We start from the raw sequence: 14,224 nt of genomic DNA, 5'->3' as shown, positions 1-14,224 counted from the left end.
CGGCACGCGCCCGTGAAGGTGCCGGCATCTTGGGGCTACCCGCCGGTAGCAATTGCTGACAAGCTGTCTACAGCGTCCGTCAGTGAGTACAGCCGAGGAGCACCCATGTCCGCCACCGTCTCCTTCAAAGTCGCCACCGCGCAGGGCGAGCAGAACGTGACCCTGTCCTACACCCGCGAGGGCAGCGGCGAGCCGCTGCTCCTGCTGCACGGCATCGGCCACCACCGGCAGGTGTGGGACCCGGTACTCCCCGCGCTCGCGGCCGAGCGCGATGTGATCGCCGTCGACCTGCCCGGGTGCGGTGAGTCACCGGCGCTCCCGGACGGCATGGCGCACAACCTGCCGACGATGAACGCCGTCCTCGCGGCGCTGTGCGAGGCACTGGAGATCGAACGACCGCACGTGGCGGGCAACTCGCTGGGCGGTCTGCTGGCCCTGGACCTGGCTCGGGCTTCGCTGGCCCGGTCGGTCACCGCCCTGTCCCCCGCCGGGTTCTGGAGCGCGGCCGAGCGCCGCTACGCCTTCGCCGTGCTGATGACGATGCGGCAGATCGCCCAGCGGATGCCGCTGCCGCTGGTCGAACGGCTGGCCCGCCCGGCGATCGGCCGCACCCTGCTGACGAGCACCATCTACGCCCGCCCGGGCCGCCGTTCACCCGAGGCCGTGATCGCCGAGACGCTCGCGCTGGCCCGGGCGCAGAGGTTCTCCGAGACGCTCCGCTCGGGCCGGACCGTGCGGTTCACCGACGACATCGTGGGCACGCCGGTCACCGTGGCCTGGGGCAACCGCGACCGGATCCTCATCCCCCGCCAGGGTGTACGGGCCAAGGGCGTCATCCCCCAGGCCCGGCTGGTACGGCTGCCCGGCTGCGGCCACGTCCCGATGAACGACGACCCCGCGCTGGTGGCCCGGGTGGTGCTCGACGGCAGCCGCTGAACCGCGGGGAGCCGGCCACGACCAGCCAGGGCGGCTCCAGCCTCCAAGGACCCCTAAGGTCTCCCCTCATGAGGCCAACGCAGAGCGATCCGGGCGGAGATGCCGCGTCCGCCGCCTGGGAGCTGCTGCTCCCCGCCGCTTCGGCACCGGCACGCACGCGCGGCCGTTCCCTCCAGGCCGCGCTGCGTGAGGCGGTCCGCTCGGGCCGGCTCGCGCCGGGCACCCGGCTGCCGTCGAGCCGGGATCTCGCGGCGGACCTGGGCGTGTCGCGCGGGCTGGTCACGGAGACCTACGAGCAGTTGACGGCGGAGGGGTATCTGCGCAGCGGCCGGGGCGCCGGGACCTGGGTGGGCGCGGCCGTGCGGGCCGCGCGGCCGCGGGCCCACGACCTCGCTCCGCGTGCGCCCGGCTCCCGGGCGGACTTCGTGCCGGGGACACCGGACCTGGCGCTGTTCCCGCGCCCCGCGTGGGCCGCCGCGCAGCGCGCGGTGCTGGCGGAGCTGCCGCACCAGGAGCTGGGATATCCCGACCCGCGCGGGTTGCCCCGGCTGCGCACCGCGCTGGCCGAACTGCTCACCCGGCGGCGGGGCGTGGTGGCCGACCCGGAGCGCGTCGTGGTCGTCTCCGGGGTGGCCCAGGCGACGGCCCTGCTCGGTTTCGCGCTGCACGCGCGCGGGGTGCGCGCCGTCGGTGTGGAGGACCCCGGCAGTCCCCAGCACGACGCGCTGTACGGCTCGGCCGGCGTCACCGCCGTACCGCTGCCCGTGGACGAGGAGGGAGTCGCCCTGGAGGCGCTGCGGGCGTCGGGCGTACGGGCCGTGGTGACGACACCGGCCCACCAGTTCCCCACCGGCATCGCCTACTCGGCGCGACGGCGCGCCGGCCTGCTCGACTGGGCGCGGTCCGTGGACGGCGTCGTCCTGGAGGACGACTACGACGGCGACTTCCGCTACGACCGCGCCCCCGTCGGCGCGCTCCAGGGCCTCGACCCGGACCATGTGGCCTACACGGGGTCGGTGAGCAAGTCCCTCGCCCCGGGGTTGCGGCTGGGCTGGCTGCTGGTGCCCGAGTCCTGGGCGGAGGAGATCGTCGAACGCAAACGCACCATGGACCTCGGCCACCCGGCCCTCGACCAGGCCCTGCTCGCCCGCTTCCTGGAACGCGGCGACTACGACCGCCAGTTGCGCCGCTGCCAGCGGGCCTACCGTGACCGGCGTGACGCGCTGGTCGCCGCCCTGGACGAGCACTTCCCCGGCTCGCGGGTGTCCGGGATCGCGGCCGGGCTGCACGTGATCGCCACACTGCCGGGACGGTACGGGCCCGAGGAGCGGTTCCTCAGGCGCGTCGCGCAGGCCGGGGTGGCGGTACGCCCCCTGTCGTCCTACTCGCACCCGCGGGCCGAGGACCCCGGGGCGAAGGAGGTGCGGCTCGTGCTGGGCTACGCCCATGTGCCGCCCGCCCGGATCGCCGAGGGCGTCCGCCTGATGGCGGAGGCGGCCACCGGGTGACCCGGCGTGCCCGCCGGGTTCCCTCACCCCGCGGCCAGTTGTTCACTTGGGGTTCGTGTGGGCGCCGCGGCGTGCCAGTAGGTGTGGCTCTGCACACTGGCCGGATCCCGTCCCTGGAGGCGTCTCCATGTCACACCGTCCGTTCCCCGGGCGCCGCGGCGTCCTGCGCGGTTCCCTCGCCGCGTCGGCGGCCCTGTCCCTGCCCACCGCGCTCGGCGCGGCGCCGGCCCTCGCCCGGTCCGGGCGTCCTACGGCGAAGTGGGGTGTGCAGGCGGGAGACGTGACCTGCGACTCCGGGCTGGTATGGGTGCGCTCCGACCGGCCGGCCCGGATGATCGTCGAGACGTCGGCGACCGAGTCGTTCCGCAACCCGCGCAGATGGCACGGCCCGCTGCTGGGCCCGGGCACCGATTTCACCGGCACGACCCGGCTGCGCGGACTGCCGTCCGGCGAGCAGATCCACTACCGCGTGCTGCTGGCCGACCCGGACGACCCGCGCCGCGCCGGTGAGCCGGTCACCGGCACCTTCCGCACGGCCTCCGCGAAACGCCGCGACGGGGTGCGCTTCGTCTGGTCCGGCGACCTGGCCGGGCAGGGCTGGGGCATCAACCCGGAGTTCGGCGGCTACCGCATCTATGACGCGATGGGCGCCCTGGACCCGGACTTCTTCCTGTGCAGCGGCGACACCATCTACGCCGACGGTCCGATCGCCGGGACCGTGCCCCTGCCCGGCGGCCGGACCTGGCGGAACATCACCACCGAGGAGAAGGCGAAGGTCGCCGAGACGCTCGGGGAGTTCCGCGGCAACTTCCGCTACAACCTGCTGGACGGGAACCTGCGGGCCTTCAACGCCCGGGTCCCGTCCATCGTCCAGTGGGACGACCACGAGGTCACCAACAACTGGTACCCGGGGGAGATCCTCACCGACAGCCGGTACACCGAGAAGCGCGTCGACGTGCTCGCCGCCCGCGCCCGCCAGGCCTTCTCGGAGTACTTCCCGGTCTCCACACTGCGCCGCCCCGGCGGCCGCGTCCACCGCGTGCAGCGCCACGGCCCGCTGCTGGACGTCTTCGTCCTGGACATGCGCACCTACCGAAACGCCAACTCCCCGGACGACCAGCCCGTGGACCCGCAGGGCATCCTCGGCCGCGAGCAGCTGGAGTGGCTCAAGCGCGAGCTGTCCCGCTCCCGGGCGGTGTGGAAGGTGATCGCTTCCGACATGCCGATCGGCCTGGTCGTCCCGGACGCCGCGAACATCGAGGCCGTAGCGCAGGGCGATCCCGGCACGCCACTCGGCCGTGAACTGCAGATCGCCGAACTGCTGCGGTTCGTCAAGCACCGGCGGATCACGGGCACGGTGTGGCTGACGGCCGATGTGCACCACACCTCGGCGCAGCACTACCAGCCGTCGCGGGCGGCCTTCACCGACTTCGAGCCGTTCTGGGAGTTCGTGTCGGGCCCGCTCAACGCCGGCGCCTTTCCGGCGAACGCGCTCGACGCCACCTTCGGCCCGGACCGCGTGTTCGTGAAGGCGCCGACGACGGCCAACGTCTCGCCCGCCGGGGGCTACCAGTTCTTCGGCGAGGTCGTCATCGACGGCCACAGCGGCGAGCTGACAGTACGTCTGCGCGAGCAGGACGGCACGGTGCTGTTCACCCAGGTGCTCCAACCGGGCCGGGTCGGCCAGTAGGTACGGAGCGCAACGTTTGAAGCGTCGACAAAGGGGGGAAACTGCCACCTTTACCCGCCAGTCACAATCCGTTCTCGATCGCGCAACACCGTTCCGTCACAGTGGGTGCATGAAGCGAGACATGAATCGAGAAGTGACTCAAGTGCCGTACCGGAAAGACGACTCCCGCCCCGCCACGCCGTGGCAGCGGATCGCGGAGGCGTTCCACGTCCGGCGAACACGACGCCACGAACACGCGCCGCCGACGGGCGATACCGAGTCCCCGCCCCCGGAGCCGGTGCCGGGTGCGGGGGCGGGTGCGGGGGCGAACACCCTGTGGCGGATGCGGACGACGGTGAAGGACGAACCGGGATCGCTGGCGGCCCTGTGCACCGCCCTGGCCGTACACCGGGTCGACATCCTCAGCCTCCAGACGCATCCGCTGGCCGAGGGCACGGTGGACGAGTTCCTGCTGCGGGCGTCGGCCGATCTGCCGGCGTCCGCGATCAGCACGGCGGTCCGGTGGGCCGGCGGTAACGACACCTGGATCGAGCGGGCCGACGCCCACGACCTGGTGGACGCGCCGACCCGGGTGCTCGGGCTCGCGGCCCGCACCGCCCTGGACTCGGCCGAACTCCCGCTGACGCTGCGCCAGTTGCTGGGCCGGTGCACGATCCGTTCCCATCCGGCGCCGGCCGGCGGCGACCGGGTGCCGGGGGGCCTGCCGGTGGAAGGGGCCCTCGACGACACGGTGATGCGGCTGCGCGGCCCGGAAGGCGGAATGATCACCGTGGAGCGGCCGTACCTGCCGTTCACCCCGACCGAGTTCGCCCGGGCCAGGGCCCTGGTGGAACTGGACGCCCGGCTCGGGCCGCGCCTCCCCCACGGACGGGACCTGCTCACGCTCGCCGAGGGCAGCGACATCGTCGTGCGGCGGGCGGACACGCGCGACCTGGAAGCGGCCAGGGCGATGCACGAGCGCTGCTCGGAGCGCACGCTGAAGTTCCGCTATCACGGGCCCGTCGGTGACGCCGACCGGTACCTCAGCCACCTGCTGAGTCCGCGCTACGGCCGCACCCTCGCCGTGCAGACGGCCTCCGGGCGGATCGTCGGGCTCGGTCACCTCCTGTGGGACGGGGACGAGACGGAGGTCGCGCTGATCGTCGAGGACGCGTGGCAGCGACGGGGCGTGGGCGCGCAGTTGCTGGCGCGGCTCGTGGCCCTGGCCGTCGAGGCGGGGTGCTCGAGTGTGTACGCGGTGACGCAGGCGTCCAACACGGGAATGGTCGCGGCGATGCGGGGGCTGGGACTTCCTCTCGACTACCAGGTCGAGGAGGGGACGCTGGTGATCACCGCGCGGCTGGGTGAGGCCGTCGTGACGGGTGCGGAGGAGTTCGGGAGCGCCTCCGCGCCGTAGGGGTGTCCGTCACTGGGCGGGTGCGGGCGCACTGTGGCTCGTCGCGCGGTTCCCCGTGCCCCTGCCGGGCCGCCGCAGCGCCCGGTCGAGGTCCGACCACAGGTCCTCCACGTCCTCCAGGCCCACCGACATGCGCAGCAGCCGGTCGCTCACCCCGGCGCCCCTGCGGTCCTCCGCGTCCACGATGCGGTGGCTGATGGACGCCGGGTGCTGGATGAGGGTGTCCACGCTGCCGAGGCTCACCGCGGGGGTGATGAGGCGTACGCCGGCGATGACCTCGTGCGGGTCGCCGTGGACCTCGAAGGCGACCATGGCGCCGCCGATGCGCGGGTAGTGCACCCGGGTCACGCGCGGGTCGGCGGCGAGGCGGCGGGCCAGTTCGGCGGCGGTGGCGGAGGCGGCCCGGACCCGGACGGGGAGGGTGGACAGGCCGCGCAGCAGCAGGTAGCCCGCCAGGGGGTGCAGGACGCCGCCCGTGGCGAAGCGCACCTGGCGCAACCGGCCTGCGAACTCCTCGTCGCAGGCGACGACGCCCGCCAGTACGTCGCCGTGTCCGCCGAGGTACTTGGTGGCGCTGTGCAGCACCAGCCGCGCGCCGTGCTCGGCGGGGCGCTGGAGGACCGGTGTGGCGAAGGTGTTGTCGACGAGCAGCGGCACCGAGCCGCAGGCGTGCGCCACGGCCCGCAGGTCGACCTCGGCGAGGGTGGGGTTGGCCGGGGACTCGACCATGACCAGGCCGGTGTCCGGGCGCAGCGCGTCGGCGACGCCGGCCGGGTCGGTCCAGGTGACCTCCGAGCCCAGCAGCCCGGCGGTCAGCAGGTGGTCGCTGCAGCCGTAGAGGGGGCGTACGGCGACGACGTGGCGCAGGCCCATCGAGCCGCGGACGAGGAGAGCGGCGCTCAGGGCGGCCATCCCGCTGGCGAACGCGACCGCGGCCTCGGTGCCCTCCAGTCGGGCCAGCGCCGTCTCGAAGCGGGCGACGGTCGGATTGCCCAGCCGCCCGTACACGGGCGGGCCGTCCGGCTCCGCGCCGGTGGTGGCGAACGCGTCGATGCGCGCCGCCTCGCCGCGGCTGTCGTACGAGGGGTAGGTGGTGGACAGGTCGATCGGCGGGGCGTGCAGCCCCTGCCGGGCGAGGTCGTCCCGCCCGGCGTGCACGGCCTCGGTGGCGAGTGCTCGCGGTGCGGTGCGTCCGTCGCGGTGGGAGCCCGTGCACGGTGTGTCCATGTCCATGTCCATGGAGAAGAAGAGTGAACATCGGCCGGGGTTCTGTGCGTGAATCCCGTGCTACGTTCGGCCGATGGCCGAATCTGTCGTACTGGACCCGGTGGATCTGCACCTGCTGCGGCTGTTGCAGAACGACGCACGGGCGACGTACCGGGATCTCGCCGCGCAGGTCGGGGTGGCGCCGTCGACCTGTCTGGACCGGGTGGCCCGGCTGCGCCGCTCGGGCGTGATCCTCGGGCACCGGCTGGAGCTGGATCCGGCCAAACTGGGGCGGGGCCTGGAGGCGCTGCTGTCGGTGCAGGTCAGGCCGCACCGGCGGGAGCTGGTCGGACCGTTCGTGGAGCGGATCCGCGCGCTGCCGGAGTCCCGGACGGTCTTCCATCTGACCGGGCCGGACGACTATCTGGTCCATGTCGCGGTCGCCGACATGGCCGATCTGCAGCGGCTCGTGCTGGACGAGTTCACCGCGCACCGGGAGGTGGCCCGGGTGGAGACCCGGCTGATCTTCCAGCAGTGGGAGTGCGGGCCGCTGCTGCCGCCTTCGCCCTCGGCTCAATCCGGGTGACGTGCGCGGTCCCCCGTACGAGGATGGCCGCATGTCTGAGATCAAGAGCCCGCTGCCCCGCGAGGTCGCCGACGCCTACGTCGACGAGCTCGTCGCCCTCGACCCGATCACCGGCACGTTCCTCGGCGACCAGGAGAGTTCGAGCAGGCTGCCCGACACCTCGCCCGCGGGTCAGGAGGCGCTCGCGGAGCTGGCGCGCCGGACGCTGGCCCGGCTGGACGAGGCCGAGCGGCTGCCCGGCGCGGACAGCGACATCGAACGCCGCTGCGCGCGGCTGCTGCGGGAGCGGCTCACCGCCGAACTCGCCGTGCACGAGGCCGACGAGAGTCTGCGCTCCGTCAGCAACCTCAGCTCCGTGGCCCACGCGGTGCGGCAGGTGTTCACCGTGACGCCGGCGCAGTCGGAGGAGGACTGGACGGCGATCGCCGAGCGGCTGCGCGCGGTCCCGGCCGCGCTGGACGGCTACCGGGAGTCCCTGGCGCTCGGCCTGGAGCGGAAGCTGTACGCCGGCCCCCGCGCCACGGCGACGTTCGTGGGGCAGCTCGGCGAGTGGGCCGACGCGGATGGTCAGGGCCACGGCTGGTTCGAGCAGTACGCGGCCGCCGGTCCCGAGTCCCTGCGCTCCGAGCTGGTCTCGGCGGCCCGTGCGGCCACCGAGGCCGTGGTACGGCTGCGCGACTGGATGCGGGACGTGTACGCGCCGACGGTCGAGGGCGCGCCGGACGTGGTGGGCCGGGAGCGGTACGCGCGCTGGGTGCGCTACTTCAACGGCACGGACCTGGACCTCGACGAGGCGTACGCGTACGGCTGGTCCGAGTACCACCGCCTCCTCGGCGAGATGAGGACTGAGGCCGAGAAGATCCTGCCGGGCGCCGCCACCCCGTGGGAGGCGCTGGCGCACCTGGACGAGCAGGGCACGCACATCGAGGGCGTCGACGAGGTCCGCGAGTGGCTGCAGAGCCTCATGGACGAGGCGATCGACTCGCTCGACGGCACGCACTTCGACCTGGCCGAGCGGGTACGCCGCGTTGAGTCGCGCATCGCCCCTCCGGGCAGTGCCGCGGCGCCCTACTACACGCCCCCGTCGGACGATTTCTCCCGCCCGGGCTGCACCTGGCTGCCGACCATGGGCGAGACGCGCTTCCCTGTCTACGACCTGGTGTCGACCTGGTACCACGAGGGCGTGCCCGGCCACCACCTCCAGCTGGCCCAGTGGAAGCACGTGGCGCAGGACCTCTCCCGCTACCAGGCGAGCGTCGGCATGGTGAGTGCCAACGCCGAGGGCTGGGCGCTGTACGCGGAGCGGCTGATGGACGAGCTGGGCTTCCTGACGGAGCCGGAGCGCCGGCTCGGCTATCTGGACGCGCAGATGATGCGGGCCGTGCGCGTGATCATCGATATCGGCATGCACCTGGAGCTGACGATCCCGGACGACTCGCCCTTCCACCCCGGCGAGCGCTGGACGCCCGGACTCGCGCAGGAGTTCTTCGGCTCGCACAGCAGCCGGCCCGCGGACTTCGTGGAGAGCGAGCTGACCCGCTACCTGTCCATGCCGGGCCAGGCCATCGGCTACAAGCTCGGCGAGCGGGCCTGGCTCCTGGGCCGCGAGAACGCCCGCAAGCGGCACGGGGACGCCTTCGACCCGAAGGCGTGGCACATGGCGGCGCTGTCGCAGGGTTCGCTGGGCCTCGACGACCTGGTGGACGAGCTGTCGCGGCTGTAGGCGCCGCCGGGCGCCGGAAGCCGTCCTCGGAGTCGACGGCCCGGGTGCCGCTCCGCCTCGTCCGTGGCGAGCCACGCGACGGGGCGAGCCACGCGACGGGGCGAGCCGGTGCCGTCAGGCGGGTTCGGATGTGCCTGCCCGGTCGCGCGGTTCCCCGCGCCCCTGAGAGGCGCGGGCTATCGCGGGGCCAGCAGCCGGAGCTGGACCAGGCCCAGCCACGTCTCCGGTCCCGGCTGGACACTCGCCGCGCGGACCGCGTACCGGCCCGGCTCCAGGGCGACCCGCACCCGGTCGGTCCCCGACGGGTCCGTCCCGGGCCAGGCCGCGTCGAACAGGAGCACGGACCCGGGCACGTCCCAGTGCACCTCCGGCTCCCACTCCGCGCCGGCGATCGCCGGCGGGACGCCGGCCAGCAGTTCGTCCTCGGAGTTTCCGGCGCACCAGCGGACGAAGATCCCGTGGTCGGGCAGGTACGCGGTGGAGGCGGGCTCGTCGCCCAGCACGAGGGCCGTGGAGTCGCCCACCGGCAGCAGTCCGACGTTGCCGTCCACCTCGCAGGCCCGGTCGTAGTCCGAGGCCGTCTCCTCGCCGTCGGCGCCCGCCCAGAACGGCAGGACGGTCTCGGGTACCGCTATCAGCGGCCCACCGCCCGACTCCACCCACTCCACGACGCCCGGCTCCGCGTATCGCACCATGGCGCAAGAACCTACAGGGTCAACTCCCGCACGATGATCGGGGGTTTCAGCAGCCGTAGTCACCCGCCTCCACGGGAGCCGGCGCCGCGCTGCCGCAGCACCGACCCCGATCTGCCCTTGACGACCTCCAGCTGGGCGTGGATCCGCCGCCGCAGGTCGGGCACGTGGCTGACGATGCCGACGCTGCGGTCGCGTTCGCGCAGGGAGTCGAGGACGTCGAGGACCTCGTCGAGGGTCTGGTCGTCGAGGCTGCCGAAGCCCTCGTCGATGAAGAGGGTGTCCAGCCGCACCCCGCCGGCCTCGTCCGTGACGACGTCGGCGAGGCCGAGGGCGAGGGCGAGGGAAGCGAAGAACGTCTCGCCGCCCGACAGGGTCGCCGTGTCGCGTTCGCGGCCGGTCCAGGCGTCGACGACGTGCAGCCCGAGGCCACTGCGGCCGCGTCCGGTGCGGTCGTCGGAGTGGACGAGGGTGTAGCGGCCGGACGACATGCGCCGCAGCCGTACCGTCGCGGCGGCGGCGACCTGTTCCAGGCGGGCCGCCAGCACGTAGGACTCCAGTCGCATCCGGCGCTCGTTGTCGGCCGAGGTTCCCGCGGCGAGGCCGGCCATGCGGGCGATCCGGTCGTACTCCTCGCGCAGCGGCGCCAGCCGGCGCACGGAGGCGGTCGCCCGGGCGGACAGCCGGTCGAGTTCGGCACAGCGCCGGCCGGCCGCGTCGTCGGCGGAGGCGGCGTCGCGCAGACGGCGGGCCGCGTCGTCGGTGTCCTGCTGCGCGCGGGCGACATCGGCGGGTGGCCGCTCGGCGGCGGCCGCGGTGTCCGCCTCGGCGAGGACGCTTTGAACAGCGGCCTCCTCGGTCTGCCAGGCGTCCAGGCGGTGTTGCAGCTCGCGGTGGGCGGCGGCGTCGAGGAGCGCGGCTGCCGCGGCCTGCGGCGTCTCGAAACCGGCCCGGAAGGCGGCGTCGGCGAGCCGGGCGTCGGCGTCCTTGAGCCGCTGGGCGGTGTCCTCGGCGACGCGGGCGGTGTCGGCGGCGTCCGTGAGCAGCGCGGTGCGCCGCTCCAGTTGCGCGGCCCGCGCGGCGACGCTGTCCAGGGCGCCCCTCGCCCGGTCCAGCTCTTCCTGCAGCAGGGCGCGTTCGCGGTCCAGCCGCTCCCGGTGTCCCACGCGGGACGCGGCCCGTACGGCGGCCTCCTGCCGGGCGGTCAGGCGCCGTTCGTGCTCCTGTCCGGCCTGCCGCAGCCGCTCCTGCGCGGAGTGCAGCTCTGCGGCGGCGCCGCGGGCGAGCGTGTACTGCCCCTCCAGTTCCTCGGCCTCGCGGGTGAGTTGACCGGTGGGCGTGTCACCCGCCTCGGCGGTGGCGGCGGCCAGTGCCTCCCGTACCACGCCGAGGCTCTGCTCGTGGTCGGCTCGCTGTTCGTCGGCGCGCTGGTAGGTGGCGAGGGCGTGCTCCTCGGCCTCGCGGTCGACGTGACCGGCGACCTTGCGGGCGGGGGCGGGGTGCTCGGTGGCGCCGCAGACGGCGCAGGGCTCGCCGTCGGTGAGGTGCGCGGCCAGCTCGGCGGCGATGCCGGTCAGACGCTGTTCCTTGAGGTCGAGCCAGTGCTGCTTGGCCCGCAGCGCCACCTCCTGAGCGGAGCGGACCTGCTCGACGGCCTTGTCGGTGTCCTCGGCGAGTTGGTCGCGCAGCCGGGCCGCCTTCAGCCGCTGGTGAGCGGGTTCACGCCGTAGGGCGAGCTGCTCGGCGCGGGAGGCGGCCCGCTGGGCGGCTTCCACCCGCTCCTGGAGGGCGGTGCGGGTCTCCTCCCAGCCGTCGAGCCAGGCCTCCGCCTCCTGAAGGAGGTCGGCGTCGGCACGCTCCTGACGGTCGAGGCCCGCGCGTTCGCCGAGGAGTTCGGCCAGCCGGCGCTCGGCGCGGCGGGCCGAGTCCAGTCCGCCCAGTTCTTCGGCGGCCCGGCGGGCGGCGGCGGCGAGTCCAGCCGCGCCCGCGTCGGCGAAACGCCCGGGCAGCAGCGCACGGGCGCGTGCCTCGGCGGCGGCCGCCCGGCGGTGCTCGGCGTCGGCGGACTCCCGCAGCTCCAGGGCGGGCGCGACCGTCTCGGCCTTGCGGGACCGCTCCATGAGCGCCTGCGCCTGCCGGTACGCCTCGGCTCCCTGCTCCAGATGCGCCGCCTTCTCGCGCGCGTCGGTGAACCGGCTCTGCAGCCGGGCGAGTTCGCGTACCTCGTCCAGGGCGCGGCCGGCGGCGGCCTGCGCGGACTCGGCGGCGGCGAGCCCGCACCCGGCGACGGTGAGCTGTTCGCGGGCGGTGCCGCGGGCGACGGCGGCCGCGCCCAGCACGGCCTCGGCGAGCCCGGGATCGCCGGGTGCCAGGTCCGGCAGTGCCATGGCGTCGCCCGCGGCCTGCTGCATGCGGTGGGCGTCGGCCAGCAACTCGGCGTCCCCGTCGCGCACCTGGGTCTCGGTGGCCCGGCGGCGCTCGGCGAGGCGCTTCTCGACGTCGGCGAAACGGCTGGTGTCGAAGAGGCGGCCCAGCAGTTTGCCGCGGGCCTCGGCGTCGGCGCGCAGGAACCGGGCGAAGTCGCCCTGGGGCAGCAGCACGACCTGGCAGAACTGCTCGCGGCTCATGCCGAGCAGCTGGGTGATCTCCTCGCCGATCTCCTGGTGGGAGCGGCTGAGGTCCTTCCATACACCGGAGGCCGGGTCGTACTCGCGCAGCCAGGTCTGGGCCTTGTCGACCGTGGTGCCGGTGCCGCGTTTCTTCGGACGTTCCCAGGGTGGCTGGCGGGTGATCTCCAGGCGGCGTCCGGCGACGGTGAGTTCGAGGCCGACCCCGGTGCGGATCTCGGGGGCAGCGTGGTCGCTGCGCAGGGTCGTGCCCTGGCCGCCGCCCTGCCGGGCGCCCGGTACGGAGCCGTAGAGGGCGTAGCACACGGCGTCGAGGACGGAGGTCTTGCCCGCGCCGGTGGGTCCGTGCAGCAGGAACAGCCCGGCCGCGGACAGGTCGTCGAAGTCGACGCTCTGGGTGCCGCCGAAGGGTCCGAAGGCGGTGACGGCGAGCCGGTGGAGCCTCACCGGGCCACCTCCCGTACGGCTTCGTCGGCCCGTACGGCGTCGAACGCGTCCCGCAGCACGCCCTGTTCGTGCGCGTCGGGTCCGGTGCCGCGCACATGGGCGACGAAGTCCTCGGCGATCTGCTGGTCGCTGCGTCCGGCGAGGCGCCGGGCGTACGACACCTCGGCCTCCTCCTGGTCCCGGTCGGGGTCGAAGACGAGGCTGAGCGTGTGCGGGAAGCGCTCGGTGAGCCGGGCCATCGGGTCGGCCGGGCGGACGGGGTCGGTGAGCGTCGCCTCGACCCACGCCCCTTCGTGCCGCGTCAGCTCCGGGTCGGCGAGCAGGTCCTCCAGCGTGCCCCGGAGGCGGGCCAGGGCGCGCGGCACCGGGCAGTCGACGCGCTCGGCCGCAACGGTGCCGTCGGCGGCGAGGTCGACGAGCCACATGCTCTTGCGGTGGGCGGACTCGGAGAAGGAGTAGGGCAGCGGGGAGCCGGAGTAGCGGACCCGGTCGGTGAGGGTCTGGCAGCCGTGCAGGTGCCCGAGTGCCACGTAGTCGACGCCGTCGAAGACTCCGGCGGGCACCGCGGCCACGCCGCCGACGGTGATGTCCCGCTCGCTGTCGCTGGGTTGGCCGCCGGTGACGAAGGCGTGGGCGAGGACGACGGAACGGGTGCCGGGCTCGCGGCCGGCGAGGTCGGCGCGGACCCGGTCCATGGCGGCGCCGAGCACGGCCTCGTGCCCGGCCTTCTCCACGCCGAACTCGTCCTTCACCAGCGCCGGTTCGAGGTACGGCAGTCCGTAGAAGGCGACGTCACCGTGGGCGTCGGCCAGCACGACCGGAGTGCCGGCCGCCGACGGCTCGGTCCGCAGATGGATGCCGGCCCGTCCGATCAGTCCCGCGCCCACGCCCAGACGGCGGGCGGAGTCGTGGTTCCCGGAGATCATCACCGTCGGCACGCCGAGGCCGGCGAGCCGGTGCAGGGCGTCGTCGAACAGCTCGACCGCGGCGAGGGGCGGCACGGCCCGGTCGTACACGTCTCCGGAGACGACCACCGCGTCCACGGCCCGCTCGCGCACGGTCGTCACGAGGTGGCTGACGAACTCGGCCTGGGCGCCGAGCATGTTCACCCGGTGGAAGGCCCGGCCGAGGTGCCAGTCGGACGTGTGCAGCAGTCTCACGACCCCGTTCCGCCCCGCATGTCTCCCCCTGCTGCCGCTCCACGAACCGCGCGAGCCGGTCCGGCTCGCTGTCAGCACCCACCACGCTAACCCGTGCGGGCACCTGGCCCCTCACGAACCTCGCGATGCCCCACCTTGGGGCGTCAATTCAGGGGAAATGTCCGCGAGTATGCGTGGAACGTGTCACTCCGGCACGCTGCCGTACTCCCGTGTCCACCGGTCGGGGGGCCTCACCGCGTCCGTCTTGCGGCAC

General features: G+C 74.0%; 10 protein-coding genes. 6 read left to right on the top strand and 4 right to left on the bottom strand.

Going from position 1 to position 14,224, the window contains the following annotated elements:
* The first annotated feature begins 105 nt into the window (after positions 1-105).
* The 4 genes from ACZ5TL_RS20045 (at position 106) to ACZ5TL_RS20030 (ending at position 5,530) form a co-directional block, all read left to right on the top strand.
* The gene (locus tag ACZ5TL_RS20045) at positions 106-936 is read left to right on the top strand and encodes an alpha/beta fold hydrolase (protein WP_468591303.1); all 831 of its coding nucleotides are present in this window, start codon (positions 106-108) and stop codon (positions 934-936) included.
* Positions 937-1,004: 68 nt separating this feature from the next.
* Positions 1,005-2,444 (top strand): MocR-like pyridoxine biosynthesis transcription factor PdxR, encoded by a 1,440-nt coding sequence (gene pdxR, locus ACZ5TL_RS20040; protein ID WP_468591301.1) that lies wholly within the window; start codon positions 1,005-1,007, stop codon positions 2,442-2,444.
* A 127-nt stretch (positions 2,445-2,571) separates the two neighbouring features.
* Positions 2,572-4,134, top strand: coding sequence for an alkaline phosphatase D family protein (locus tag ACZ5TL_RS20035; RefSeq protein WP_468591299.1), 1,563 nt, complete (start codon positions 2,572-2,574; stop codon positions 4,132-4,134).
* A gap of 121 nt (positions 4,135-4,255) precedes the next feature.
* Entirely contained in the window at positions 4,256-5,530 is a 1,275-nt protein-coding gene (locus ACZ5TL_RS20030) for a GNAT family N-acetyltransferase (protein WP_468591570.1), read from the top strand.
* Positions 5,531-5,539: 9 nt separating this feature from the next.
* Here ACZ5TL_RS20030 and ACZ5TL_RS20025 read toward each other — a convergent pair whose 3' ends face one another.
* A complete protein-coding gene (locus ACZ5TL_RS20025; RefSeq protein WP_468591569.1) occupies positions 5,540-6,763 on the bottom strand; it encodes a trans-sulfuration enzyme family protein in 1,224 nt (407 codons plus the stop codon).
* A gap of 67 nt (positions 6,764-6,830) precedes the next feature.
* On the opposite strand from ACZ5TL_RS20025, the gene ACZ5TL_RS20020 reads away from it, so the two are divergent.
* Entirely contained in the window at positions 6,831-7,322 is a 492-nt protein-coding gene (locus ACZ5TL_RS20020) for an Lrp/AsnC family transcriptional regulator (RefSeq protein WP_468591297.1), read from the top strand.
* 31 nt (positions 7,323-7,353) lie between these two features.
* Positions 7,354-9,045, top strand: coding sequence for a DUF885 domain-containing protein (locus tag ACZ5TL_RS20015; protein ID WP_468591295.1), 1,692 nt, complete (start codon positions 7,354-7,356; stop codon positions 9,043-9,045).
* 176 nt (positions 9,046-9,221) lie between these two features.
* Here the strand turns inward: ACZ5TL_RS20015 and ACZ5TL_RS20010 are convergent, their stop codons facing one another.
* From ACZ5TL_RS20010 to ACZ5TL_RS20000, 3 genes are read right to left on the bottom strand one after another with little or no spacing between them, the layout of a single operon-like run.
* A complete protein-coding gene (locus ACZ5TL_RS20010) occupies positions 9,222-9,740 on the bottom strand; it encodes an immunity 21 family protein (RefSeq protein WP_468591293.1) in 519 nt (172 codons plus the stop codon).
* Between the two features lie 59 nt (positions 9,741-9,799).
* Positions 9,800-12,811 carry an AAA family ATPase gene (locus ACZ5TL_RS20005; RefSeq protein ID WP_468591292.1) on the bottom strand — a complete coding sequence of 1,004 codons (3,012 nt, stop codon included), beginning with the start codon at positions 12,809-12,811 and terminating at the stop codon, positions 9,800-9,802.
* Positions 12,808-13,971 (bottom strand): exonuclease SbcCD subunit D, encoded by a 1,164-nt coding sequence (locus ACZ5TL_RS20000; protein WP_468591290.1) that lies wholly within the window; start codon positions 13,969-13,971, stop codon positions 12,808-12,810. Before ACZ5TL_RS20000 ends, ACZ5TL_RS20005 begins: the two co-directional genes overlap by 4 nt.
* Between the last annotated feature and the right edge of the window lie 253 nt (positions 13,972-14,224).

It is taken from the genome of Streptomyces sp. NPDC033136 (genome assembly GCF_055578235.1).
The sequence above is the reverse complement of the archived record's forward strand: the minus strand, read 5'-3'. Positions and strand labels throughout refer to the sequence as shown.

Excerpts from the sequence above, each read along its gene's own strand:
- ACZ5TL_RS20025 (WP_468591569.1), bottom strand. The coding sequence starts at position 6,763 with ATGGACATGGACACACCGTGCACGGGCTCCCACCGCGACGGACGCACC.
- ACZ5TL_RS20020 (WP_468591297.1), top strand. The coding sequence starts at position 6,831 with ATGGCCGAATCTGTCGTACTGGACCCGGTGGATCTGCACCTGCTGCGG.
- pdxR (WP_468591301.1), top strand. The coding sequence starts at position 1,005 with ATGAGGCCAACGCAGAGCGATCCGGGCGGAGATGCCGCGTCCGCCGCC.
- ACZ5TL_RS20045 (WP_468591303.1), top strand. The coding sequence starts at position 106 with ATGTCCGCCACCGTCTCCTTCAAAGTCGCCACCGCGCAGGGCGAGCAG.
- ACZ5TL_RS20015 (WP_468591295.1), top strand. The coding sequence starts at position 7,354 with ATGTCTGAGATCAAGAGCCCGCTGCCCCGCGAGGTCGCCGACGCCTAC.
- ACZ5TL_RS20010 (WP_468591293.1), bottom strand. The coding sequence starts at position 9,740 with ATGGTGCGATACGCGGAGCCGGGCGTCGTGGAGTGGGTGGAGTCGGGC.
- ACZ5TL_RS20030 (WP_468591570.1), top strand. The coding sequence starts at position 4,256 with ATGAATCGAGAAGTGACTCAAGTGCCGTACCGGAAAGACGACTCCCGC.
- ACZ5TL_RS20035 (WP_468591299.1), top strand. The coding sequence starts at position 2,572 with ATGTCACACCGTCCGTTCCCCGGGCGCCGCGGCGTCCTGCGCGGTTCC.